Below are 23880 nucleotides of genomic sequence, written 5' to 3'. Positions count from 1 at the left end.
GAAGTAACTACTTGACCGGTTAATTTGATTATTAAAGTTAAATTAGCTTAGAAGTATGGAAGATTAACTGTATAGGGGAAGCAATGAATAAGAGCGAATTAGTTGATGCTATTGCAAGTGGTTCGGGTTTAACAAAAGCTGACGCAAGTAGAGTTCTGGAAACATTTACTAGTACTATTACTGATGCGTTACGAAGTGGTGATCAAGTAGTAATACCTGGTTTCGGATCTTTCTCAACAGGTAATCGTTCAGCACGTACTGGTCGAAATCCACAAACTGGAAAAGTTATACAAATTAAAGCGTCACGAGTAGCCAAGTTTAAAGCGGGTAAAAACCTGAAAGAAGCAGTTCAAGAAGCTTAAGTTTTCCGGGTGCTTAGCTCAGCTGGGAGAGCATCGCCCTTACAAGGCGAGGGTCGTAGGTTCGATCCCTACAGCACCCACCAAGTATTGGAGTGGTAGTTCAGTTGGTTAGAATACCGGCCTGTCACGCCGGGGGTCGCGGGTTCGAGCCCCGTCCACTCCGCCAAGTTAACGCGTCGCAAGACGCGTTTTTTTTTAAGTGAAAGCTCAAGAAATTTAAGTTTTCCGGGTGCTTAGCTCAGCTGGGAGAGCATCGCCCTTACAAGGCGAGGGTCGTAGGTTCGATCCCTACAGCACCCACCAAGCATTTGGAGTGGTAGTTCAGTTGGTTAGAATACCGGCCTGTCACGCCGGGGGTCGCGGGTTCGAGCCCCGTCCACTCCGCCAAGTTAGCGCGTCGCAAGACGTGTTTTTTTAAGTGAAAGCTCAAGGAATTAAAATTTTCCGGGTGCTTAGCTCAGCTGGGAGAGCATCGCCCTTACAAGGCGAGGGTCGTAGGTTCGATCCCTACAGCACCCACCAAGTATTTGGAGTGGTAGTTCAGTTGGTTAGAATACCGGCCTGTCACGCCGGGGGTCGCGGGTTCGAGCCCCGTCCACTCCGCCAAGTTAACGCGTCGCAAGACGCGTTTTTTTAAGTGAAAGCTCAAAAAATTTAAATTTATGTTTTAGCTAGTTATCTCTCCGAGAGTTTGTTGTGCTAAAAGAAAGTCCTTGAGACGTTGCAAACCAATCCAAAGTGTAGTAGGTCCTGGCTCTGGGTCATTATTTCTATTCATGTATCCTCCCATAGAAGCAATTATTTTGATCATTATTTTTAATGGCGGAGGTTCAGCAGGAGGTGCTTCTTTTTTAACGATGAGATGAGCCATTTTCCACTCTTCGGTCGAGAAGATTAACTCCCAACTTATATCAGGACATTCTCGCCCCAATATAGTTAAATAGAGAATTCTCCATGCAATAATCATGTATAAAGTTAGGCAGGGGTCAAAACGACTCTTGTCATTAAGCTGTAATTTCTCAACTCGGCAACCGCTTTTTAAAATACGAAAGTACACTTCAATTTGCCAACGGCATAAATACCATTTCAGTATATTATGTGCTCCAGTAGCATCATGGATTTTGACGTTCGTTAGTAAGACCCACTCTAGTGGCTCTTGTCCTTCAGGTGAGTCGATTTCTGTTGCAATTACCACCGTCACGATTACTGTTTTGTCACCATATTTTGTCGATATTTTTCGTTTTCTATCGGGTGGGCATAGAGTAATCTCTGTTGCATATAAATTTTGTGTTACGTCCCGACCTACTTGTTTTTCTTTTGCAGGTATTTCAAAAGTAATAGTGCAAAGTGGTGGGGTACTTTTAGTCTTTTCGATTAGTTTTTCCTGGTCAGGTCTTCCATTATCATTCAAAATTCTCCGATTAGAAGAGGCTCGAATGAGCCAATAGGCTGCAGTATTTTCTTGGGAAGATTGGGCATGCTGTGCTTCATGATATAAATCATAAATGTCCGCTTCTCTATCCGCAACCGTGATTAACATCGTATCAGGAACTTGCAAAGCGACTTCATTTGCTTTTCGGTAAGCCTTTAACCATCGATAGCTTTCCTTTTCTTCCAAAGGAATTTTATGGTTATCTCGACTTTTTTCTCGAGCAGTTCGATGACGTACCTTTTCTCTTGCCCAATGATAAGTATCTAAAACACCTAAACATAGTCGTTCCGGTGTAACTGCCAGGATGGGGTGCAGAAGTAACCCTAAATGCTTTTCATGATTAATCGGGTCGATATCTTCCCGTTCTTTTTGCCCTGTAAAATTAAGTGTTGTTGTATCTTGTAGCAAAAGAACAACTGAATGCTGCTTCATACGAGCAAGGGTTGATTCTATATGTGGGGCTAAGATGCTTTCTGTAGTGACTTGCTCATGATCAAAGAAACGATAAGCAGCTTTTGTTTCATGCTATCCGCCACATGCTGCAGGAATGCTCAAATTAGGTGAGTTACCTAATTTATCAAATAAAGAAAGCAATCGCTTATTGAGTCTTTTATCGCATAAATTTATGGTTTTCATTTCTCCTGATGCCCAGCTCATCATCGTCCTTATGACATTATTCGACGATGGAGTATACGAATTCTTGTAAATAAAAACAGCAGTTAATACTTATGGGTAATGATGTGCTTATTTGGGGTAGAGCTAATCTTTCTCATTTTTTGAGTCATATCTATGTTTATACTCTGAGGTTTGTTCCTTAGAAATTGTAGCTTGGGTCTTGACGGTGTCTTTACTTGTATTCTGAGCAATATAAGTACTCAATTGAGTAAAACGAGCCCCTTACAACGACAGTTGATTGGTTTTTGTTTTTTTCTTTATCCTATTGAGATATAATCAGCCTCAAAAATTTATAGCTTTATTAATATAAAATGGATCATCGGATATGTTGCAAAAGTTAAATGAACGTATACAGGGTGTTGTAGCTTGGTTAGTGGTCATCTTAATCGGTATTACGTTTACACTTTTTGGTGTCGATTATTATTTGCAATCACGTCAAACAACAAGCGCTAAAGTGGTCGTCAATGATTTCCCACTTACTTTACAAGCATTTGATACAAATTACAGACGTGCTCGCGCAATGCAAGACATGTCACAGCTGACTGCTGCAGATGAAAAAAAATTGCAAAATCAAGTTTTAGATCAAATGATTAATAATGAAGTTCTCCTACAAGCAGCACGTAAGAATGGTTTTAATGTGAGTGCTGATCAAGCGAATGCGGCGATTTTGAGTATCCCACAATTTCAAGAGGATGGTCATTTTTCTGCTCAAAATATCAACAAGCGTTAAATGCTGCATTATTTACTCAATCAAGTTTTCAAAATGAAGTAAATCAAGGAATGCTCCTTAATCAACAACGGTTTGCGTTTATGGGTAGTTCTTTTGCTTTACCTGATGAAATTGATCGTTTTGTAAGTTTGTATATGCAAAGTAGAGATTATGAGTATTTAATTGTTCCTGTATCACGTTTCGAAAAAGATGTGAAAATTTCTCAAGATGCTATTACTGGCTATTATAAAAAACATAAACGTGAATTTATGGCTCCAGAAAAAGTTAGTTTGGATTATGTCACTTTATCCATGCATGACATTAAAGATAAAGTCAATGTATCGGATGACGACGTGAAACGTTACTATGAAGAAAATCAAAATAATTACTTAACTCCTGCGCGATGGCAGGTGGCTCATATTTTATTTGCTGTTCCGCAAGATGCAAATAAAGATGAATTAGAAAAAATCCAAAATAAAGCTCATTCTGCTTATCTTCTTTTACAGAAAGATCCAAAACAATTTGATCGTCTGGTTTCAAAATTGTCGGATGATAAACTGTCCATCGCTGATAATGGAGTTCTTCCATGGATTACAGCAGGTCAAAATGAATACAGTAACTCTTTGTCTCATTTAACTACTCCTGGGCAAATTTCAGCTCCAGAGAAAACAAAACATGGATATGAAATTTTTAAACTAATTGATTATAAACCTGTTTCAACGAAACAATTATCCGAAGTGGAAACGTCAATTAAAGAGCAATTGGTGCTGGAAATGGCTCAGACTCAATATACACAAGCTATGGAACAATTATCCGATTTAAGTTACCAATCTCCAGATTCATTGAAGCCTGTAGCGGATGCCCTAAAGTTAAAAATAGAAACAACACAACCTTTTTCTAGAAAGGGTGGTACTGGAAGTATTACAAAAAACAAGCAAGTAATAAATTCTGCTTTCAGTCATGATGTACTTGATTTAGGAAATAACAGCGAACCAATACAAATTGATAATGATTCTGTAGTGGTAGTACGAGTTAAGCAACATTGGGCTGAAAAAGAACAAACTTTGGATGCGGTTCAAGATCGAATCAATAAAATTTTAGTAAAAAAAGTTGCTGAATCCAAAGCCAAGAAAATTGGTATGAGTTTATTAAACTCGGTTGAAGAAAAACAACAGCAAGATCTTATTATTTCGAATCAATTGGAATGGAAGCCTGTAGTGAAAGCAACTAGAGATAATGATAAAGAGGATAGTGAAATAAACGATAGGGCATTTAATTTGCTTCGACCAGAAAGCAAGGACGGTTTTGTTTTACCGAATGGTGATTATGCTGTAGTAAAACTAAAACATATAAATGATGGAAAATTGAATGAATTAGATGGTGAAGAACAAGATAGCTTGACTCAACAAATTGAAGCAAGTTTTGGCATGATGGACTATGATTTGTACGCAAAAAGCTTAATGAGTCGTGCCAAAATTGTGAGACACTGAGTTAATAAGCAAAGTATAATGACAGTCATTCTTGAATGATTCTCTCCATAAAAATCGCTTAAACACCAATCCTCCTCCGCTTGTCGCGGAGGTTCATAGTGTAGTAAATAATCTTAAATAACCTAGATGATTATTGAAAATACCTTCGGAGAATAATGCACTACACATTAGACTCTGTTAAGTAAGCTTTGTGAGTCATATCAAGATTTTAGAAAATGATGCTCATTGAACTATCAACCCATCTAATGAAACAAAAAAATACCTCCTAAAAAAAGCCATGTGTGTCCTGGTCGTCACGATGGAGGTATTTCTTTTGAAATATTATAGCTCAATATCTGTATCCCTGGCTGATGTTTCCTTTTAAGCACACTCTTATGTTTTTAAGTTCCAGTGCTAAAACAGCTTGTTCTTTTATACCTCATATTTTGTCGATAAGTATTTTATTTGTTCTTGTAAACTCTATTTTAAGGCTTAGATGAGCTTTTTCTTTATTGATTTATTAGGAAATAGGGGCAACAAATACTTCGTATATTAAAGATATAGCACTTTAAACTAGATGACCTGATTCTTTGCTTAACCAAACCTTAGAGTTGATTGATTCTATCTAATCGCAAAATAACAGTTTCTTTCCTGAGGATTTAATGATTGAACCAAGTAATGATTTTATCAGAGGGTGTATGGTTAATAAAATCTTAATAGGTGAGTGATAAAATATAAAATATAAAATTCAATCGTAATTGGGTTAATTTTTAGATTATTACTAATAATCTCTGAATTTTCTTGCCAAATAGTACATGAATTATTAATCAATAATTCATGTATGAACTATAAAATTTTTAAGAAGGATCGCTCTTTATGCTTAACTCCAGCTCAAAAAATGAGCTTCCACGAGAATCTCTTATTTGAAAAAGGAACATATACTGGCGAAGTAGAATGTGGTCCATGTAAATTCCATACCGTGGCAATATTTAATGAAATTGAGAAAAATCAATATAATGTCAGTGTATCAATTAAAAATAAAGGAAGTGATTCTTGTCCCATAAAGGAATATGAAGGACCTGCACAAGTTCAAGCGTGTCGCTACCTCGTTATAAATTCTGGGACATGTATGGACTCCGCCTTTTTGCAAGAGGTAATTTATAAATTTTTAGCAATTTAGGTTGAGATGCAGTCATGTATTCGGTCTCTTACTTGAGTGATATACGTTCACTCGGACCCTGATAGTATCTGCGTTCTTTCTCCTCATCATCCCAACGGTCTTACTAGAAACCCTTGTCCCAAATAGGTTTTGAAAGAACTGGTCTTACCGGTTTTGCTATCAATCTTGGTTTACCTTAAGCAACTCCTGAACGGTTTGTCGCTCTTAACTCATTTTTAATCGCCTAATTTTGTCGGATGTCTTTTTTACATCCAACAAAATTAGGCGAAACAATGTAATTTAATCATTGCGCTATATTTGCTCATACCATTTGTGCCTCTGTTGTTGGTGCTGCTTTTCGATAACATTCGCCTGTTGCTAATAGTGCCCACGCATTCCTGTTGGCAAGAGCCACTGTTGCCTTTTTATAACCACAACGCTGCTTTTTGTTTGTCACCCACTGGCTTTTTCTATCTGTTTTATTATCACAGGTATTCACAACAGAGCGCGCACCATGAACAAGTAATTTTCTTATATAACGATCGCCTCGCTTGGTAATGCTCCCTAAAACTATTTTATTCCCGCTCGAGTGCTGCTTTGGTATCAAACCCAGCCAAGCTGAGACTTCACGCCCATTTTTAAAAGCATTTGCATCACCAATTGTAGCTACTATAGCTGACGCAGTTATTGGCCCAACACCTTCTATTTCCTGGACTGCTTCACAGCGTGGATCGGTAGCAGCATGGTTGTGAATTTTCTTCTCATAATAATCAACTTGTTCAGAGTACATTTTTAATTGTTAATATAACTGTAAAAAAACTCTTTTGAATCAATGCTTAATTTGTTTCCTTCTTGCTCTAAAATTGATGGCAACTGATTAAGATAAGATAGTCCCTTTGCTACAACAATGCCATATTCACTCAATAATCCACGAGGCTGATTGCCATGCGCTGTTCTTTGTTTTATTGCTAATTCTCTAGCCCTATCAAGTAACAAGATGTCTTGTTGTGCCTTCGTTTTTTAGGAACAAATCGCATGTTGGGTCTTGTTACCGCCTCAGCAATTGCTTCTGCATCTAGAGCATCATTTTTAATCGATTTTACGTAGGGTTTTACAAAATGTATCATTTTCATTCTGGCTCATAACGAAGCCTAGTTAAAGTGGCAGGGTCCATACTATTATCCCAGTCCCCAGAATTCACTCACCAACGTGACAGGTTAAAGGCCTTGAGCGTCCTGTCTACGGTACGTTTGCTCTGAACAAGAAAAACGGATACCTGCGCCAATGACTTAACGGTTGCAGAAAGATTTACTACGCATCCCTGTCGGGCTGTCTGCGTAAATCGCAACCTATCCCGGACTACACGCCTCGGCGTTCCGCCTTCCTTGGCGCGCAGCGAATGATAATGGAAATGGAACCTTAACGGCCAAAGGCATAGTTCCCTACTTTAAAGTAGAAGTGGAACAAACAGTGCCTATTACGAAAACCTCCGACAATTCGCTGTCCGTAGTTACTTCGCTTTTTGGTTTATTTAAATTGAATGCTCATGTAAAACCAGCAGCGACATGCGCTATTGAATCTGTAGTAAGCGCAAATGATCAAAAGGAAGTGAAAGGTAACTTTGGGAGTAATTGTTAGCAAGCTACCTCTCAATCAGTAAATTGATGTTTCAGTACAACATTCCAGAAGATTAAAGATTTTTCCTTAATCTTCTGAGCTGAATGGAAGCATGCGTTTTAAGACGTTATCATTTACTATAAATTGATGATAGAGCGCAGCAAGAAAGTGGATTCCCACCAAAATCAGTATAAAATAGCCAAGCTTTTGATGTAGAGAAAACATAATATCCCCAATATGTTTGTTTTTTGAAATGACTGAGGGTAGGTTAAACCACCCAAAAAAATTTACAGTTCTACCATTAGCACATACTAATAAGTAGCCTACAATGGGCATGGCTATTAAAAGAATAAAAAGCAAAAGATGTACTGTTTTAGCTGTTAAGTGTTGCCAATGCGGTTGGCTTTTAGGTGGTAAAGGTTTTGTATTGATTATATGCCATATTGTAAAAAACAATCCAAGCAGCAGGACAATCATGCCAGTTGATTTGTGAAGCATAATATAGAATGCCTGCGTCGCTGGGTTATTAGGAACGCTAACCCAAACCCAATAAAATTGGAAACTAATCAGAACGAAAATCAACCAATGTAATAATTTTGTTATATTACCAAAGCTTTTTAATGTATTTCTCAGCACGAAAAACTCCATAGATTAGATTTTTTTACTATATCAATGAAACTAATAGTTTCATATTAAATTTTATTAGAAATACATGACTTAACTTTTAGGACGAACATCTGATGATATTAAAAATATGTAATGAGTAAAAAAAATTATGATGAGGAAAATTTTGGCGGAGAGACAGGGATTCGAACCCTGGGAAGGTTGCCCTTCAACGGTTTTCAAGACCGCCGCAATCGACCACTCTGCCATCTCTCCACGGGCAATACTATCCCAACGCATATATTTTTGCAAATACTTTTTTATATTATTTTCAATAAGACAACATATTTTTGACAATATAATATTTTTATTTATTTCATTGCCTAAAAAACATAAGAATATTCGCAAATTGAATAGTCATAGGTATAATGTTTTCTGTTTTTGGGCCCTCATGGCTTGTAGTAATTGTAGTGAAATATATTTTAAATAGGTGTAGTTTATGAAACGAATTCAAATGTTGTTCCTGTTTGCCCTTATTGTGTCTTTAACGGCTTGTAAGTCATGGTGGCACAAAGATGAAGAAGATAGCAGCCCTTATAAGGGCATGACTGCAGAACAACTTTATACTGCATCTCAGAAAGATTTGAATAAAAAAGAATATGCCACTGCAATAAAACATTTAGAGGCAATTGAGACAATGTATCCTTTTAGCGATTACACTGAAAAATCGCAAATGGATTTAATTTATGCTTATTATAAGAATGAAGATTATCCTGCAGCTGCGGCTACAGCAGAGCGATTTATTCATCTTTATCCACGCGCTAAAAATGTTGATTATGCTTATTACATGAAAGGTATGGCAAATTTCCAACAAACACGTGGAGTTTTCGCAAAATTTTTACCTTTAGATGAGTCATGGAGAGATCCAGGAACACAAACTCAAGCGTACTCGGATTTTGGTATCTTGGTTCAAAAATTCCCTGATAGCAGATATAAGGCAAATGCGCTACAACGAATGACCTATTTACGCAATATGTTTGCACAGCATGAGTTGAATGCCTCAACATTTTATTTTAAACGTAAAATGTATGTTGCTGCTATTGAGCGTGCAAATTATGTAGTAAAAAACTACCCACAGGCTCCTTGTGTAAAGCAAGCCTTAGTAGTTATGTATGAATCAAATAAGGCTTTAGGTTTTAATAAAGCGGCTGAAGAAGTGCTGTCTATATATAATGCAACCTACCATACTACGAAAATGGAACGAATACTGTAGCACGGTATGCGAAAGCAGATGGGCTCTAGCAAGGTTTGTAATATAGCTTTTTGCGCATAGGTGCCGGTTTTTTCTTAAGCTGGATCTATGCGCTTTCCTGGTAATAACGTGACTTTTTTAAGATAATTCTTATACCGCTTCTACTTCGGTTTTTGTCTCTGTTTGTTTCACTATCAGCGCTGCTAGAAGATCATTAATTAACTCTCGTAGCTCTCCTGATAATAAAGCAAGTGCAGCATCACGTTGTTGATATTCTTCATCAAGTTGTTTGATTTCATTAAAATCGTCGATGAGGTACTCAAGACTTTTCAATTTCTTAAATGTAAAATCATGTGTCAAGGTCAATTGAATTCGTTCTTTCCAGATTAAAGAGATTTCTGCTGTAGCCATACCTTGTGAGAGTAGGGTCAAAATTTCTTCGGCAGGTAACTCATAGCCTTTACAATGCACACGTTTTTTTTCATCATCAAGAGAGAAGAGTAAACAATCCGATGCTAATTGAAAATGTTGGGGAAGTGTTTCTGGAGAGTGAATCCATTCTGCAAATCGTAAAGCAAGATTTTCTGTGTGAGATAGGGGTTCAATAGATATTCCCGCTACTGACTTCCGTAGAAAGGAGGTAAGTTGCGCTGCTTGATTTGGGCTGGAAGTATTAATAATAATTCTTTTACTGGAACTATCAAGAATAGCAAGTAATCTTTTTTGGACGCAAAATGATTTTGGTAATAATTCAAATTCAATATCTTCTGCCATTTGTGCTTTTTCAGCTCGCTTTACCATACGGCCTTGCTGAGTCTCGAGCAATTGTACCCTCTCAGCAAGCATTTTATTAATAACTCCTCGAGGAAGCAGGCGTTCTTCTTTGCCTAAACAAATGAGAGAACTCCCAGCAATCTCTTGAATCATTTCATCTGCAATCAGAGGAAGCCAACCATAAACAAACCGTGCATGAGGAGGGCAAGGTTTTAGAATATTTTCAGTTAAAGAAACAGTGAGATCACAAGTATCGTCCTGTTGATATTGATAGATAAGTGCGTTATTAAACCACATATAAAAACTCCTGAATTACATAATATAGTAAGTGCCAATTGCCATGGTTCTATTGTAAGGTAATTTATAAAAATCTATATTCAAATTAGTTGAATAATTACGGATTAAAAAAGCAAATAATTTTTCTTGCCAGAAAAAAGTAAGGGACCTTTTTGTTTTAGATGCTGAAATATTGGGAATTTCTACCATGTATGTTGCACGATCAATGTTTAATTTAAATGGAAAAAGATTTTTGTTCGAAGCCCTTTCTAATGCTCTGGGAATGGAAATAGTCTCCATAAATCCATAATGCAAAGTCAGGTTAAATACCTTTTCGTGTAAGCATGTGATTTCATAACGTTGGCTGTAATGTACATAAGGAATATTATCAACAACGTAATTAAGAATGAGTACTCGATCGGGAACAGCGCGACAAAGCTTTAAGAAATGGAGAAAACTTCCTCCACTTTTATCGTAAACATCAGTTATAAAAATTGCTGTTAAATCAGAAAGTTGGTTTAAACTTTTGTATTCGAGTTGTTTAAGAATTTTAGAAATATCATCTTTATTCATGTAATAATTTTGTTGTAAATATTCCAAGCCAAATTTCCATGTATACATAATGGTTGCTATAAGTAAAGCAAACGTAACAGGCACCCAACCACCGGTGAGAAATTTGTGTAAATTTGAACCTAAAAATGCAAAATCGATACTTAAAAATAGCCCAAATATCAGTCCAACTCTAAGTTTTGACCACTTCCAAATAGATAAAGCAGCATAAGCGACCATTGCATCAATTAAGAGCATATACGTATTTACCGCGATACCATAGGCATGGGCAAGATTATCTGATGTTTTAAAAGTAAAACAAAATGTTAATGTGCCAATGAATAAAATGATGTTAATTTGAGGGACATAGATTTGGCCTGAATAGTCTTTGGATGTTTGCACTATGGGGATGCGTGGACATAAGCTGAGCAAGACTGCCTGCTTTGTCAAAGAAAAGGTTGCTGAAATCACTGCTTGAGATGCAATTATTGTGGCAATAGTAGCAAGAATAATTAAAGGAATATAAAACCAATTAGGCGCAATCATATAAAAAGGATTACTAATGGCCTTGGGGTGTAAAAGTAAATTAGCCCCTTGGCCAAAGTAGTTTAATATTAAGGAAGGAAGTACAACGGTAAACCAGCTGATGCGAATTGGTTTTTTGCCAAAATGTCCAATATCTGCATAAAGTGCTTCACCCCCAGTAACAACCAGGAAAATTCCTCCTAATAATAAATAGCCTTTATACCCAGTCTCATGGATTAATGCAAAGGCATAATAAGGATTAATCGCAGTAAGGACTATAGGTGCTTTAGCGATTTGCACGATACCAAGTATGGCTATAGTAACAAACCATATAAGTATAAATGGACCAAAGAGACTTCCTATATTTCCAGTTCCTCTTGATTGCAGCATGAACAGAAATATTAGAATAACTACGGCAATGGGCAGTATATAAGGTTCAAACGAGGGAGAAAGAGTGCTAAGACCTTCAACAGCGCTGATCACGGATATAGCAGGAGTAAGCATACCATCACCCAAGAGCAAACCTCCTCCGAATATGGCGACGATATAAAATATAGGTACATATTTAGTACTTTTATGCTTCATTAACGCTAAAAGAGCAAGAATACCTCCTTCTCCATCATTATCTGCGCGAAAAATCATGATTAAGTATTTGAACGAAATGATAATTATCAAACACCAAAAAATGAGGGATAAAACTCCCATAATTGTTGCTTGAGTAATTGGTAGATTATCCATCGTAACTTTTAAAGCATATAATGGACTTGTACCAATATCGCCAAATACCACACCTAAAGCGCCTAGTGTAAGGCCAAAGGATAATTTGGGTGTTTTTTCCATATTGTTACCAGAATGAATTAATAGCTAAAGTATAACTTTCGAAACATGGCGTATTTTTCTTTAAAACAAGGGTGTACATACTGTTAATAATCACAGCATATGAATTAAAATTGTATTTTAGATTGAGAGTAAGTCCTTTTTTACGATCTTCAATATTATTTGTTATTATTTTTTGCGGCATAATGGGCCTTGTATTTTTATTTTTTAGTTTATTGATTACGATCGAGGGCTGCTCTTTTCAGATTTATTAAGAGAAAGATTATTGCAGGTTTTTCGGTCTTTGTGTAGATTAGCCGATTTTTGTTTTTGGGGAAATAGATAAATGAATGCAAAAATTACATTGCTTGCAGCAAAGCAAAATACAGTTCTACGAGGGCATCCATGGATATTCCCCAAAGCGATTGCAAAAACAAATGGCAAATTAGTGACAGGCCATTTGGTGAATATATATGATGCAGATGAAAAACTTATTGGTGTGGGCATGTTTAATGAACATTCTCTATATAGAGTCCGAGTATTAGCACTTACATCAGAATCTATTGATACAAGTAATTTAAATGTTTTAATTGCCGCCCGCTTAAGACAGGCAGCGTTGGTGCGCGAATGTTTGAATTTGCCTAATACAGAAACTACAGCTTATCGATTGTTTAATAGTGAAGCAGATGGCCTTTCTGGTTTAACCATAGACAGATTTAATCAAACATGTGTGATTGCGAGTTCCGCTTATTGGGTAGAGTTTCATAAAAAATAATAATACAGGCTCTTGAGACATTGTTGCCTTCAGATCAATTGATTTGGTTGCCACAAAAAAAACCATTAAGTCAGGATGGATGGAAGCAAAGTTGTGAACAAGAAATCCATCATCCTCATGCGAATGTTCTTGAAGCAGGGGTGATGTATGAAGTTGAATTTGCTCAAGCTCAAAAAACAGGTTTATTTCTTGATCAACGTGAGAACCATCAGCGCATTGCTCAGTTGTCTCAAGGTAAAAATGTATTAGATCTTTATTCTTATACTGGTGGCTTTGCTTTACACGCAGCTAAAGCAGGCGCATTAAAAGTAACTGCCGTGGATAGTTCTGAGCAGGCCATTGCTCAAGGTCGAAAAAATGCACTATTAAATAAATTAACTCAAATAGAATTTATTGAAGCCGATTCCCGTGATTATTTAACAAAAGCAGGGGAGTATGATGTTATTATTTTAGATCCTCCTAAGTTAGTTCCTTCTCAACAGCATTTACAACGGGCAAAAAATTATTATCGGTTTTTACATCGTGAGGTATTTAAGCACATGAAGGAAGGGAGCTTATTAATGACCTGTAATTGCTCCGCAGCGCTTTCATCCCAAGAGTTTTGTTCTTTGGTGAGTGCACAAGCAATAGCTGTGGGAAAACAAGCACGGATCTTAGGTGTCTACGGTCCGGCAAGTTGCCATCCTACATTAGCTTCATTTCCAGAAGGAAATTATCTGACAGCAGTTTTGTTGGCAGTGGTGTAATATTTTTCAGATTAGGGAATTCAGGCAACGGCGTCAACTTTAGAAAAAGTTGACGCCGTTGCCTGAAGCGGATGAGTTGTGCTTTGAAAAGTCAGCATGGGCCTTAAAACTTCACCCCTTACCGGCCTCTCTACATGGATCATTAGCTATGCACGGTTGCATTTCTGTCTTGTAAGCATTGTAAAACATCATAAAAACTTAACTCACAAGCCTTTAATAAAACGAATAAGTGAAAGATTAAATCGGCAGATTCATTCACTAATTCTTCACGATCATTATTTACCGCGGCAATGACTGTTTCCACCGCTTCTTCGCCTACTTTTTGAGCACATTTACTTAGGCCAGATTCTAATAATCGTGCTGTATAACTGTGTTCATTTTGCGATTCAGCACGCTCATTGATAAGCTCTATAAGTTCGTGTATAAAACCAAGGCTTGTGTTATTTGGAGGTTGAAAGCAACTAGTATATCCTAAATGGCAAGCAGGGCCTTTAGGTAAAACTTGAATTAGTAAGCTGTCATTATCACAATCGACGCTGATATGTTGTACCGACATGCTGTTACCTGAAGTTTCTCCTTTACGCCATAATCGTTTGCGGCTTCGACTGTATAGATTAAGCTGACCAGTCGTTAATGTCGCAATTAAGGCTTCTTGGTTCATGTAACCTAACATCAAGACATTACCATTTTCTGCATTTTGGATAATGGCAGGTAACAAGCCATTCATTTTTTTCCAATCCAAAGCGTTAATTTCCATATGATTCATAATCGCACCTCAATATTTTCTTTTTTTAATGCTAATTTAATATCGTTAATTGTTAAAATCTTGTTGTGAAATACACTTGCAGCCAAAGCGCCGTCTACGTGGGTTTTAAGAAAAACTTGCTTAAAATCATTTATTGCTCCTGCTCCCCCTGATGCAATTAAGGGTATCTCACATAAAGCCCGCATCGCTTGTAGCTGAGGTAAGTCATACCCCATACGCACGCCATCAGCTTGCATGCAATTTAATACAATTTCTCCAGCACCTCTATCTTGAACCTCTTTAATCCACTCACTTGTTTTACGTTTGGAATTAATTGTTCTTTTTTCATCCCCTGTGTATTGATAAACATAATAATCATCATTTATCCATTGACTATCAATTCCAATAACGACACATTGACTCCCATAATTGCGGCATAAGTCATTAATTAAATGAGGTGATTCTAGCGCTGGGCTATTTATGGATATTTTATCGGCTCCAGCATTTAGTAGCGATTTTGCCTGATCAAGAGAGCGAATTCCACCTGCCACCGTAAATGGAATGTTTATTATTGCTGCAACCTGATGCACCCATTTAGGACAAACAGAACGTTGTTCGGAACTTGCAGTAATATCATAAAAAACCAGCTCGTCTGCTCCAGATGCAGAATATTCGGCTGCGAGATCGAGAATATTACCAACAATTTGATGATTGCGAAATTGGATTCCTTTGACGACTTGATCCTCGCGTACATCAAGACAGGGAATAATTCGTTTCGTTAACATAATTGAGACTCTTTATAATAAAATGGATTTTAGCTTTATTCCATCGGTGTAACAGGGCTTGATAATATTGATTTCAAGTTAAAAACATCTTGATACATCGTCAATCCTAAGATAGCTGCTTTAATGCCTAGTTTCTGCAGTCTGTTGATATCATCTTGATGACGAATGCCTCCAGAAGCCTGCCAAGCAATATTGGGAAAACGTTCTACTGCTTCTTGGTAAAGATCAAAATTTGGTCCTTGCATCATACCGTCATAGGCAATGTCGGTACATAGTATTTGCGTAATACCCAATTGTTGATAAAAAGAAACAACTTCCCATAAATTCATAGTTGAAGTAGTTTGCCAACCATGAGTGGCGGGTAGAGGGATTTTGTTTTCCATGCGAATATCGAGAGCAAGGATAATATTTTGCGGGCTAATTTCATTAATAATTTGGGTGGTTAAGGTAGGGTTGATAATCGCTATACTTCCTAAAACCAAAAATGATATTCCTGCAGAAAAACAGGTTCTTGCTTGTTCTAAAGAACGAATTCCACCACCTGCTTGTACGGTAATTCCTGTATTTTGCATCGCGCAAATTAATGGTAGCTGTTGCATGGTTCCAATTTTAGCTCCATCTAAATCAACAACATGTAATCGTTTTGCTCCTAATTCGGCAAAATAAGATGCGCGATCTATGGGGAGCATATCAAATTGAGTGACCTTATCAAACTCCCCTTGTCGTAAGCGCACACAACGGCCTGCTTGTAAGTCAATTGCTGGAATAAGAATCATACATCCTCCGGTAATAATAAGCTTTAATTTACTTTTAAGTACTGCAAAAATTTTTAAGTAACGTCATTCCGGCGTCTGCTGATTTTTCTGGATGAAACTGCATCCCCCAAATGTTATCCTTTTGGATAATGGCGGTAAACGATTCATTATATTCACAATATGCCAAAGCATGTTCAGTAGCGTAAAGTGCATAACTATGCACAAAATAAACATAATTAGTTTCGTTTAACCCAATCTGTAAGGAAGTATTTTTACACCATTGCAATTGATTCCAACCCATGTGCGGTACTGGATAGCCTTTTTTTCGAGGCAGGCGTTGTACTTGTCCTGGAATAAGTCCCAAGCATGGCACGTTTCCTTCTTCGCTATTTTCAAGTAATAATTGCATGCCTAGACATATGCCTAATAGGGGTTGTTCTAATGAAGTAAGAACGTCCACCAAGCCATATTGTCGCAGCGCATTCATTCCATAGGTGGCCGTACCTACACCTGGAAGAATTACATGGCTTGCATTGCGTATTTCTTGAGCATCATGGGTGAGTTGATAATTAAATCCTAATCTTAGTAATGCATTCGCTAAGGAGGTCAGATTGGTTCCACTTACATCAATAATGGCAATCATAAAACCCCCTTCGTCGATGGTAAAAAATTAGTTGTTTTTGCGCATGCTTGGCCTAGGGCTCTACCCAATGATTTAAAGCAGGCTTCGATCATATGGTGATTATTTTTACCACTAACTTCAATGTGAATTGTCGCTCCTAAAGCGTTGGCGAGTGAATTAAAAAAATGCGGTACCATTTCTGTAGCCATACCGCCAACAAACTCACGAGTGAATTGTCCTTGGAACACGCAAAAACCTCTGCCCCCTATATCTATTGCGATAGAGGCGAGGGATTCATCCATAGGCACAGTAAAACCATAACGATTAATACCCCATTTGTTTCCAAGAGCCTCTTTCAGTGCTTCACCTAAAGCAATAGCGGTGTCCTCGATTAAATGATGATCGTCAACCTCTACATCTCCATTGCCGTTTAAATCCAGATTAAATCCACCGTGTTTTGCTACTTGTTCAAGCATATGGTTAAAAAAAGGTATAGGGGTGTTGATAGCGCTTATTTGGTCTGAATCCAATAACACCGATAATTCTATTGTTGTTTCTTGAGTTGTTCTTCGGATAAATCCAGTACGTTTCTTATTAAGTATCGTGTTCGTAGTTTGCTTCCACCCATGCTCTTTATTGATGGGTAAAAACTTTATCCCTAAATTATCTGCTAATAGACGATCCGTTTCTCGGTCACCAATAACCCAAGAAGAGGTTTTATCAATTATTGTCTCTTTCATAAATTGATCTAATAAACCGGTTTTAGGTTTTCGACATAAACAATTATCTTCGGGCATATGTGGGCAAATAAAAATTTCATCAAAATAAATACCCTGTGAAGAAAAGAGATCCAAAGTAAATTCATGGCACATTAAAAAAGCATCCTCGGGGAATGAAGTCGTACCTATACCATTTTGATTACTCACCATAATAAAACGAAATCCTTCTTTCTGTAGTTGCAATAAAGAGGGAATTACTCCAGATGTAAGTTTGATTTTATCCAATGAATCAACCTGAAAATCATACGGTTCTTCAATTAAAGTTCCGTCACGATCAATAAATAAAATTTTTTGCATTTTTAAATCCTAAAACATTATGGTTCATTTGCATCCCTCTGAGGATGAATTAGGTTGAAAGGAAAATAAGGCATTCAGAAAAATACTATTCTGCGCTTCATTACCTACGGTGATACGTAAATGATCATATAAAGAGGAATGTGGGGAAAAATTTTTAACTGCGATACCATGAGAACCAAACCAGGTAACGAGTTCGGGTGCATACACCGTTTTAATGAGAATAAAATTGGTCGAGCTGGGATAAACCTTCTCGATAAGAGGACATAGTTTTAATTCTTGAGTCAATTGAATACGAGCTTTCGCAATCTTGTTAATTGATTCAGAAAACCATTCTGGATTTGCCAAAGCTTTTAGGGCTAGATTAATTACAACAGTAGAAAGGGGAAAAGGCGAGATTATTTTATTTAATAATTGGATAACCTCTGCTTGAGCTAAAATGCTCCCTAAGCGAAGATTCGCAAGCCCGTAGGCTTTGGATAAAGTTCTCAGGACGATTAAATTATCGTAGTGGGGAATGAGGCAAGTTGCACTTTGATTCTGTGTAAACTCTATATATGCCTCATCGACAACAATCATGGAGCGGTCTTTGTATTCTTCGCATAAAGCTGCAATACGATCGATACTGATTAAATTGCCGGTGGGGTTATTGGGATTACACAAGATAATCATTTTACAATTTTTTTGCCAACAATTACGCATCTTTTCCTCTGAAATCTCAAAGCAGCTCAAGGGATCTAAAGGACAGTCAATCAATTGAGCCTGTTGTAAATGAGCATAAAATGAATACATAGCGAAGGTAGGTGAAAATTGCATACAAGCATCTTGTCCCGCCCTTAAAAACAAACGAGTGATTAAATCAATTCCATCATCCGATCCACGAGTCAAAACAAGTTGATTGGCGTTTACTTGATACAGCTTTACCAATTGTTCCAGTAGTGGTTGTTGTACCATTTTTTCAGGATAAAAATTTAAATCAATCTCCATATTTAATGCAGACCAGGGAAGCTCATTAGCGTGTAGCCGATGATTAATTTGGCCACTAATCGTGATGTAAGCTTGGTTGTTTAATAGTTCAGGGCGTATTAAGTTAAGTACGGACATTTAAGCCTCCAGTGAGTTCAGTCTGATTGCTACTGCCTGTGCATGAGCATCCAATCCTTCAATGTGTGCTAAAGTGATTGCTGCGGGACCTATACGTTTGATTCCCTCTTGATTAATGGATTGCACATTAAAACAAGTGAGAAAATCAAGTGTGCTTAATCCATTATGATTTCGAGCAAAACCATTGGTTGGCAAAACATGATTTGATCCTGTTACATAATCACCAAGAGTTTCTGCAGCCCAAGGACCAATGAATACGGTACCTACAGCATTGATTGAATCGAGCCATAACTCTGCATCATCACGGTTTATAATTAAATGTTCTGGGGCATAGGTGTTAATGATACCCACTTGCTCTTCCTTTTCAGGGCATACAATGATCATACTGTTTGCCAATGATTGGTGTATGATTTGTGTTCTTGATAAGGCCTTTAATTGTTCTTTTAGTTGTTGATTTACCTGTTCTGCCTGCTTTTGGTTTTCGCAAATTAAAAGAACTTGTGAATCAATTCCATGTTCTGCTTGTGCCAATAAATCTGCTGCAACAAAAGCAGGATTTGCTTTATTATCGATGATGATCATGACCTCAGAAGGTCCTGCGGGCATATCAATAGCAGCACCATTAGGATCGGATGAAACCAGCGTTTTTGCTTCTGTAACATAACTGTTTCCTGGACCAAAGATTTTATCAACTTTGACAATGCTTTCAGACCCATAAGCCATGGCTGCAATTGCTTGTGCACCACCTACAGCATAAACAGTCTCAATGCCACATAACCGTGCGGCAACAAGTAGATGTTCATTAATAGAACCTTTATTATTAGGTGGGGTACATAATATCTTCACGGGACAACCGGCAACTTTCGCAGGGATTGCTTGCATGAGCAATGAAGAAATTAAAGGAGTTTTATTGCCGCCAGGGACATATAATCCTACACGTTGAATCGGTCTATATGTGCTATAAATATCTACTCCTTTAGCGGTATTTATTTTTTTATTCTCTGGTAATAGTGCTTGATGATAATTCGTGATGTTTTTTATTGCTTCATTAAGAGCATTTAAAGTTTGAGAACTGATGCAGGCATTTTTTATTTGTTGTTGTGGAACCTGGAGACTTTCTAGGCGAACTCTGTCAAATTGCTCTGTAAGTGCAAGCAATGCTTTATCGCCAAAGGATTGAACCTCTTTTATAATTTGTTGTACCTGTTTTTTTACCGAAGAGATTTGCATGGGTCGGGTAAGACATTGCAATTTTTCAGTTTGAGTTAGAGATTGCCAGTTTTTAATTGTTAACATGTAGTTACTCCAACATTTTCTCTATGGGTAAAACCAATATAGAACTGGCTCCCAGTGTTTGAATGGTTTCCAATGTGTTCCAAAAAATCCGCTCGCTAGAAACAACATGAACCGCGACTTTATTGATGTTGCCCGGTAAAGGCAAAATAGTGGGCGCTTCAGCTCCCGGTAATTTTTCAGCTATTGCTTCAAGAGCAGATTTTGGGGCATGAAAAACAATATATTTTCGTTCTTGGGCCTGTTGTACTGCGAGTATTCTTCGAGCGAGCATTGCAAATAAATCTTGGAATAGGGGTGCGCTTTTTTTTCCGCCTTGAATTAATACTGCTTGGCTTTGCAGGAGCGTATCCACTTCCAAAAGTTTATTGTCCTCTAGAGTTTGGCCGGTTGAAACCAAGTCACAAATTGCATCGGCCATCCCCATACGTGGAGCTACTTCAATGGACCCTGATAAGACAACGATTTCTGCACATATTTTTTGTGTGTTTAAGTAATTTTTCAGTAGGTTAGGATAACTGGTTGCAATTCGTTTTCCATCCAAACACCACGGCCCTTGATAATTCATCGCATCAGGAACAGCTATAGATAAACGACAAGTACAACTACCCAGTTGGGCTATGGTTTCATAAGATTTTTCTGGATGAGCAAGAGCACTCTCTAAGAGCATGTTCTCACCAACAATGCCTCCATCACATAGCTCATCGAAAACCAGGGTAGGGATGTCATCATCACGAACGAAAAGCAGATCGATAGGGAAATTATCCACGTGAGTAAGGAGGCTGTTAGGCTTAATACGAAATTTTAAACCGCATTGTTGTAACAAGCTTAGAGATTCTTCAGATAAACGCCCCTTTTTTTGTAAGGCTAAACGTAAACGATTTTTCACGATACCTCCAGTTTCTTTGCGATTAACTCATAACCACCCGTACCAAAACTTAAACAACGTGCCACTCGAGTTATCGTGGTTACACTGACTCCTGTTTGCTCATGAATGGTTCTATAGGGGATACCTTGTCGCAATAATGGAACAACTTGCCAGCGATCGGCCATGGCCTCCAATTCAGCTGGAGTACATAAATCAGTAAAAAATTGCAACGCTTCCTCTTGATTTTCCAGTAGGCTGATTGCATGCATTAAATTAGGAAGGGCTGAGTGTTTTATTGAAGTATGTATTTTCATATTAATGTATTAGTGTAATATAACATTAATGCAATACTAATGCAGTTCTTAACGTATTGTCAAGAAGTGTTGTTATTTTTATTGACAAATGGTTCTAGAATACTTATCAAAAACACACTATAGGATGAGAATATTTACCTAACCAAATTTTTTTGCAACGTATGGCTGCTTTGAAAAACGTGCATTCTTATACCTTACGGATCATGCTCTCTGGTCTGAAAAACTCTATTTAAAGTTAATTAATGGATCAATTTTGCATTTCAGTAGGAACTATATTTGGAAGTTTGCAGTTTGGAAATGATAGGTAAAACCAATAGAAAAATTGCTACTGGTTTTAGAGGGGCGTTCGCGTTTGCAAAAAGATGTATTAGGCCAATTTTAAATTTAGCATCCATAGGTGGATTGATAATCTTCTAATTTTTTAACTTGTTCGTATTGATTCGAATTTTTTAAGTAATCAATTAAATCGAATAGAGTAATAATAGAGTAAACTTCAATGCCTTGAGCTTTAATTTCGGAAAGTGTTGATTCGTTTGTTAATCCTCGTTCACAACGATCTAATGCAATAATCACACCAGTCAATTGACCACCATATTCCTTAATCAATCCTTGAGATTCTCTAAAAGCTGTCCCTGCAGTTATTACATCATCAACAATCACGGTTTTGCCGGTTAAAGGGGCGCCAATTAATTGACCACCTTCGCCATGATCTTTTATTTCTTTACGGTTAAAAGTAACTGTTACTTCTTTACCTAATTCAGAGAGGGCTATAGCGGTGGTGGTGGCAAGAGGTAAGCCTTTATATGCTGGGCCAAATAAATGATCCAGTTGGGCTTGATGTTCGAGCAAGGTTTTGCATAAAATTGGCCTAATTGTCGTACAGAACTCCCCTGATAAAATAGACCAGCATTAAAAAAATAAGGACTTTTTCGTCCTGATTTTAATATAAATTCACCAAATTTTAATACCTGACAATCAAGTGCTAATTTTATAAAAGCTGATTTTGTATGATTCATTATGTATTTCCAATATATAAAAAAAGATAAAGATAGCGATTTTTGCAAAAAATCCTTAACAATCAATAAAAAACTGCTATGCTAATCTATATGTACGATGAATTTCGTATATATAGAAAATGTTTATTATAACGCAGTTTGGAATAGTTAGTATTTTTATGCTGGAAATAAACATCTGTAATAGTTGGATTGTAAAAGCTTAAGACAAAGGGGATCGCTAATGTCGCAAAGAGAAACGGGCCATGTAAAATGGTTCAATGAGAAAAAAGGATTTGGATTTATTATTAATGAGAATGGTGATGATATCTTCGTTCATTACAAAGATATTCAAGGTGTTGGATTTAAAACACTCCATGAAAATGATCCTGTATCCTTTGTGCTAGATAAAGGACCAAAAGGCTTAAAAGCACAAGACGTTACTATTATTACCGAATAAGTAATCGAGTACACGTAAGTATTCTCAGCTCTCGCTGCCGGTTAAATATAACCTGGGCTAAGGCCAGCCGTAACCCGGGTGTTTATATTTCAAGCAACAAGAGAAATGAAAACTATTTTGAGAAAAAATATATTTATATTTCGTCCAGCACTCCCTGCTGTGTCTTAATTTGATTACGGTCAGTGGGATGTGTTTGTTATCGAAAAAAAATATGTATGTGTTTTTTCATAAGTCAAACTCAGAGAGCTCTTGAATTTCCAAGAAGTGTCCCTCATATGTTTATCTCGTGTTTTCCATTTTATTAAGAGATACCATGAGGACGTTACCCATCTATCAAGTCGATGCTTTTGCCACTAATCTTTTCGAGGGAAATCCTGCAGCTGTTTGTCCGTTAGACAGTTGGCTTACTGACAAAGAAATGCAAAATATTGCTTTAGAAAATAACCTTTCAGAAACCGCTTTTTTTATTCCCGAAGAAAATGGATTTTATATTAGATGGTTTACCCCAAATGAAGAAGTCGCTTTGTGTGGTCATGCAACACTTGCAAGCGCCTATGTTATTTTTGAGAAATTAGGATTTAAAGGAGAGGAGATAAAGTTTCGTTGCTTAAGTGGGGATCTTGTGGTTCGGAAAAATGGTAAAGGATTTGTGATGGATTTTCCAGCATTGCCTTATCATTTCATTGAATACTCCGAAGCATTATCGAAATTAAATTTAAATAAACCACTGCATGTTTTGAAAAGTAAGTTTGATTTAATGTTTGTTTATGATACTACGCAAGAAGTAAAACAAGCGGATCCTAATTTGAATGCTGTTGCTCAACTGGATTATAGAGGATTGATTTTAACGGCACCTGGAATAAATTCCGATGTTTATTCACGATGTTTTTATCCTGGATGTAACGTTGCTGAAGATCCGGTTACAGGATCAGCTCATTGCGTTATCGCACCCTATTGGAGTGAACGATTGCAAAAAGGTGAAATTGATGCGGTACAAGGTGGAATGCGGCAAGGAAAAGTACGATGTGAGATACGTGGTGAACGAGTTTTTCTTTATGGAACAGCTCATCTATATTTGCAAGGAACAATTTATTTGCCCTAAAATCAATGAAGAGAAATAAACAAGGAAG

The 23880-nt window shown here is 37.2% G+C and carries 22 protein-coding genes, 7 tRNA genes and 3 pseudogenes; 14 read left to right on the top strand and 18 right to left on the bottom strand.

What is annotated here, in order from left to right; all coding sequences use genetic code 11:
- The first annotated feature begins 83 nt into the window (after positions 1 to 83).
- From EL220_RS11925 to EL220_RS11895, 7 genes are all read left to right on the top strand, one after another.
- Positions 84 to 362, top strand: a complete 279-nt coding sequence (locus EL220_RS11925; RefSeq protein ID WP_003631985.1) for an HU family DNA-binding protein — start codon at positions 84 to 86, stop codon at positions 360 to 362.
- Between the two features lie 7 nt (positions 363 to 369).
- Positions 370 to 445: transfer RNA gene (locus EL220_RS11920), tRNA-Val, on the top strand.
- Positions 446 to 451: 6 nt separating this feature from the next.
- Positions 452 to 528, top strand: a tRNA-Asp gene (locus EL220_RS11915).
- A 61-nt stretch (positions 529 to 589) separates the two neighbouring features.
- Positions 590 to 665, top strand: a tRNA-Val gene (locus EL220_RS11910).
- Positions 666 to 672: 7 nt separating this feature from the next.
- Positions 673 to 749, top strand: a tRNA-Asp gene (locus tag EL220_RS11905).
- A 59-nt stretch (positions 750 to 808) separates the two neighbouring features.
- A tRNA-Val gene (locus tag EL220_RS11900) sits at positions 809 to 884 on the top strand.
- Between the two features lie 7 nt (positions 885 to 891).
- A tRNA-Asp gene (locus tag EL220_RS11895) sits at positions 892 to 968 on the top strand.
- A 61-nt stretch (positions 969 to 1029) separates the two neighbouring features.
- On the opposite strand, the gene EL220_RS11890 is transcribed toward EL220_RS11895, so the two are convergent.
- Complete coding sequence (locus EL220_RS11890; protein ID WP_232002755.1) at positions 1030 to 2247, bottom strand: IS4 family transposase; 1218 nt, start codon at positions 2245 to 2247, stop codon at positions 1030 to 1032.
- 72 nt (positions 2248 to 2319) lie between these two features.
- A complete protein-coding gene (locus EL220_RS11885) occupies positions 2320 to 2430 on the bottom strand; it encodes an IS4/Tn5 family transposase DNA-binding protein (RefSeq protein ID WP_162162583.1) in 111 nt (36 codons plus the stop codon).
- 364 nt (positions 2431 to 2794) lie between these two features.
- Here EL220_RS11885 and EL220_RS11880 point away from each other — a divergent pair.
- Both EL220_RS11880 and EL220_RS19085 read left to right on the top strand, forming a co-directional pair.
- A pseudogene (locus tag EL220_RS11880) lies at positions 2795 to 4668 on the top strand (SurA N-terminal domain-containing protein).
- Positions 4669 to 5488: 820 nt separating this feature from the next.
- Positions 5489 to 5827 (top strand): hypothetical protein, encoded by a 339-nt coding sequence (locus tag EL220_RS19085; protein ID WP_232002419.1) that lies wholly within the window; start codon positions 5489 to 5491, stop codon positions 5825 to 5827.
- A gap of 301 nt (positions 5828 to 6128) precedes the next feature.
- Here the strand turns inward: EL220_RS19085 and EL220_RS11870 are convergent, their stop codons facing one another.
- Both EL220_RS11870 and EL220_RS11865 read right to left on the bottom strand, forming a co-directional pair.
- Positions 6129 to 6596, bottom strand: a complete 468-nt coding sequence (locus EL220_RS11870; protein WP_058390708.1) for an IS110 family RNA-guided transposase — start codon at positions 6594 to 6596, stop codon at positions 6129 to 6131.
- Between the two features lie 2 nt (positions 6597 to 6598).
- A complete protein-coding gene (locus EL220_RS11865; RefSeq protein ID WP_128130906.1) occupies positions 6599 to 6802 on the bottom strand; it encodes a hypothetical protein in 204 nt (67 codons plus the stop codon).
- A gap of 474 nt (positions 6803 to 7276) precedes the next feature.
- Between EL220_RS11865 and EL220_RS11860 the strand changes: the two genes are divergently transcribed.
- Positions 7277 to 7444 carry a hypothetical protein gene (locus EL220_RS11860; RefSeq protein WP_232002418.1) on the top strand — a complete coding sequence of 56 codons (168 nt, stop codon included), beginning with the start codon at positions 7277 to 7279 and terminating at the stop codon, positions 7442 to 7444.
- A 66-nt stretch (positions 7445 to 7510) separates the two neighbouring features.
- Here EL220_RS11860 and EL220_RS11855 read toward each other — a convergent pair whose 3' ends face one another.
- Both EL220_RS11855 and EL220_RS11850 read right to left on the bottom strand, forming a co-directional pair.
- Entirely contained in the window at positions 7511 to 8059 is a 549-nt protein-coding gene (locus EL220_RS11855) for a cytochrome b (RefSeq protein WP_027271645.1), read from the bottom strand.
- Between the two features lie 155 nt (positions 8060 to 8214).
- Positions 8215 to 8302 (bottom strand) — tRNA-Ser (locus EL220_RS11850).
- A gap of 223 nt (positions 8303 to 8525) precedes the next feature.
- Here EL220_RS11850 and EL220_RS11845 point away from each other — a divergent pair.
- Positions 8526 to 9299, top strand: a complete 774-nt coding sequence (locus EL220_RS11845; protein WP_027271646.1) for an outer membrane protein assembly factor BamD — start codon at positions 8526 to 8528, stop codon at positions 9297 to 9299.
- 129 nt (positions 9300 to 9428) lie between these two features.
- Here EL220_RS11845 and EL220_RS11840 read toward each other — a convergent pair whose 3' ends face one another.
- Both EL220_RS11840 and EL220_RS11835 read right to left on the bottom strand, forming a co-directional pair.
- Entirely contained in the window at positions 9429 to 10349 is a 921-nt protein-coding gene (locus tag EL220_RS11840; RefSeq protein ID WP_027271647.1) for a recombination-associated protein RdgC, read from the bottom strand.
- Positions 10350 to 10364: 15 nt separating this feature from the next.
- On the bottom strand, positions 10365 to 12242 hold the full coding sequence (locus EL220_RS11835; RefSeq protein WP_027271648.1) for a potassium transporter Kup: 1878 nt from the start codon (positions 12240 to 12242) through the stop codon (positions 10365 to 10367).
- A 322-nt stretch (positions 12243 to 12564) separates the two neighbouring features.
- On the opposite strand from EL220_RS11835, the pseudogene EL220_RS19685 reads away from it, so the two are divergent.
- A pseudogene (locus tag EL220_RS19685) lies at positions 12565 to 13739 on the top strand (class I SAM-dependent rRNA methyltransferase).
- A 142-nt stretch (positions 13740 to 13881) separates the two neighbouring features.
- Here the strand turns inward: EL220_RS19685 and hisIE are convergent.
- The 10 genes and pseudogenes from hisIE to pyrE all read right to left on the bottom strand — a co-directional run bounded on the left by hisIE (position 13882) and on the right by pyrE (position 22314).
- Positions 13882 to 14505, bottom strand: coding sequence for a bifunctional phosphoribosyl-AMP cyclohydrolase/phosphoribosyl-ATP diphosphatase HisIE (gene hisIE, locus EL220_RS11825; RefSeq protein ID WP_027271650.1), 624 nt, complete (start codon positions 14503 to 14505; stop codon positions 13882 to 13884).
- A complete protein-coding gene (gene hisF / locus EL220_RS11820) occupies positions 14502 to 15269 on the bottom strand; it encodes an imidazole glycerol phosphate synthase subunit HisF (RefSeq protein ID WP_027271651.1) in 768 nt (255 codons plus the stop codon). Before hisF ends, hisIE begins: the two co-directional genes overlap by 4 nt.
- A 35-nt stretch (positions 15270 to 15304) precedes the next feature.
- Complete coding sequence (locus EL220_RS11815; protein ID WP_027271652.1) at positions 15305 to 16045, bottom strand: 1-(5-phosphoribosyl)-5-[(5-phosphoribosylamino)methylideneamino] imidazole-4-carboxamide isomerase; 741 nt, start codon at positions 16043 to 16045, stop codon at positions 15305 to 15307.
- Between the two features lie 34 nt (positions 16046 to 16079).
- Positions 16080 to 16667, bottom strand: coding sequence for an imidazole glycerol phosphate synthase subunit HisH (gene hisH / locus EL220_RS11810; RefSeq protein WP_027271653.1), 588 nt, complete (start codon positions 16665 to 16667; stop codon positions 16080 to 16082).
- Positions 16664 to 17722, bottom strand: coding sequence for a bifunctional histidinol-phosphatase/imidazoleglycerol-phosphate dehydratase HisB (gene hisB, locus EL220_RS11805; protein ID WP_027271654.1), 1059 nt, complete (start codon positions 17720 to 17722; stop codon positions 16664 to 16666). The genes hisH and hisB overlap by 4 nt, the downstream gene beginning before the upstream one ends.
- 24 nt (positions 17723 to 17746) lie before the next feature.
- Complete coding sequence (hisC, locus tag EL220_RS11800) at positions 17747 to 18823, bottom strand: histidinol-phosphate transaminase (RefSeq protein ID WP_027271655.1); 1077 nt, start codon at positions 18821 to 18823, stop codon at positions 17747 to 17749.
- Positions 18824 to 20119, bottom strand: coding sequence for a histidinol dehydrogenase (gene hisD / locus EL220_RS11795; RefSeq protein WP_027271656.1), 1296 nt, complete (start codon positions 20117 to 20119; stop codon positions 18824 to 18826).
- A 4-nt stretch (positions 20120 to 20123) separates the two neighbouring features.
- Positions 20124 to 21005: an ATP phosphoribosyltransferase gene (gene hisG / locus EL220_RS11790; RefSeq protein ID WP_027271657.1), complete on the bottom strand. Its 882-nt coding sequence runs from the start codon at positions 21003 to 21005 to the stop codon at positions 20124 to 20126.
- On the bottom strand, positions 21002 to 21298 hold the full coding sequence (locus tag EL220_RS11785; protein WP_027271658.1) for a YerC/YecD family TrpR-related protein: 297 nt from the start codon (positions 21296 to 21298) through the stop codon (positions 21002 to 21004). The genes hisG and EL220_RS11785 overlap by 4 nt, the downstream gene beginning before the upstream one ends.
- 384 nt (positions 21299 to 21682) lie before the next feature.
- A pseudogene (pyrE, locus tag EL220_RS11780) lies at positions 21683 to 22314 on the bottom strand (orotate phosphoribosyltransferase).
- Positions 22315 to 22534: 220 nt separating this feature from the next.
- Between pyrE and EL220_RS11775 the strand changes: the two are divergent.
- On the top strand, positions 22535 to 22750 hold the full coding sequence (locus EL220_RS11775; protein WP_003631957.1) for a cold-shock protein: 216 nt from the start codon (positions 22535 to 22537) through the stop codon (positions 22748 to 22750).
- 313 nt (positions 22751 to 23063) lie between these two features.
- On the top strand, positions 23064 to 23852 hold the full coding sequence (locus tag EL220_RS11770; protein ID WP_027271660.1) for a PhzF family phenazine biosynthesis protein: 789 nt from the start codon (positions 23064 to 23066) through the stop codon (positions 23850 to 23852).
- The last annotated feature ends 28 nt before the right edge of the window (positions 23853 to 23880 follow it).

This window comes from Legionella sainthelensi (genome assembly GCF_900637685.1).
In the GTDB taxonomy this organism is placed as follows: Bacteria; Pseudomonadota; Gammaproteobacteria; order Legionellales; family Legionellaceae; genus Legionella; species Legionella sainthelensi.
This window is presented reverse-complemented; position numbering and strand designations above follow the sequence as displayed.

Bases quoted from the DNA above. Each gene is read 5' to 3' on its own strand.
- hisF (WP_027271651.1), bottom strand. From the start codon at position 15,269: ATGTTAACGAAACGAATTATTCCCTGTCTTGATGTACGCGAGGATCAA.
- EL220_RS11845 (WP_027271646.1), top strand. From the start codon at position 8,526: ATGAAACGAATTCAAATGTTGTTCCTGTTTGCCCTTATTGTGTCTTTA.
- hisD (WP_027271656.1), bottom strand. From the start codon at position 20,119: ATGTTAACAATTAAAAACTGGCAATCTCTAACTCAAACTGAAAAATTG.
- hisB (WP_027271654.1), bottom strand. From the start codon at position 17,722: ATGCAAAAAATTTTATTTATTGATCGTGACGGAACTTTAATTGAAGAA.
- hisC (WP_027271655.1), bottom strand. From the start codon at position 18,823: ATGTCCGTACTTAACTTAATACGCCCTGAACTATTAAACAACCAAGCT.
- EL220_RS11840 (WP_027271647.1), bottom strand. From the start codon at position 10,349: ATGTGGTTTAATAACGCACTTATCTATCAATATCAACAGGACGATACT.
- EL220_RS11870 (WP_058390708.1), bottom strand. From the start codon at position 6,596: ATGTACTCTGAACAAGTTGATTATTATGAGAAGAAAATTCACAACCAT.
- hisIE (WP_027271650.1), bottom strand. From the start codon at position 14,505: ATGAATCATATGGAAATTAACGCTTTGGATTGGAAAAAAATGAATGGC.
- EL220_RS11885 (WP_162162583.1), bottom strand. From the start codon at position 2,430: ATGAAAACCATAAATTTATGCGATAAAAGACTCAATAAGCGATTGCTT.
- EL220_RS11925 (WP_003631985.1), top strand. From the start codon at position 84: ATGAATAAGAGCGAATTAGTTGATGCTATTGCAAGTGGTTCGGGTTTA.
- EL220_RS19085 (WP_232002419.1), top strand. From the start codon at position 5,489: ATGAACTATAAAATTTTTAAGAAGGATCGCTCTTTATGCTTAACTCCA.
- EL220_RS11770 (WP_027271660.1), top strand. From the start codon at position 23,064: ATGAGGACGTTACCCATCTATCAAGTCGATGCTTTTGCCACTAATCTT.
- EL220_RS11835 (WP_027271648.1), bottom strand. From the start codon at position 12,242: ATGGAAAAAACACCCAAATTATCCTTTGGCCTTACACTAGGCGCTTTA.
- EL220_RS11775 (WP_003631957.1), top strand. From the start codon at position 22,535: ATGTCGCAAAGAGAAACGGGCCATGTAAAATGGTTCAATGAGAAAAAA.
- EL220_RS11815 (WP_027271652.1), bottom strand. From the start codon at position 16,045: ATGATTCTTATTCCAGCAATTGACTTACAAGCAGGCCGTTGTGTGCGC.
- EL220_RS11785 (WP_027271658.1), bottom strand. From the start codon at position 21,298: ATGAAAATACATACTTCAATAAAACACTCAGCCCTTCCTAATTTAATG.
- hisH (WP_027271653.1), bottom strand. From the start codon at position 16,667: ATGATTGCCATTATTGATGTAAGTGGAACCAATCTGACCTCCTTAGCG.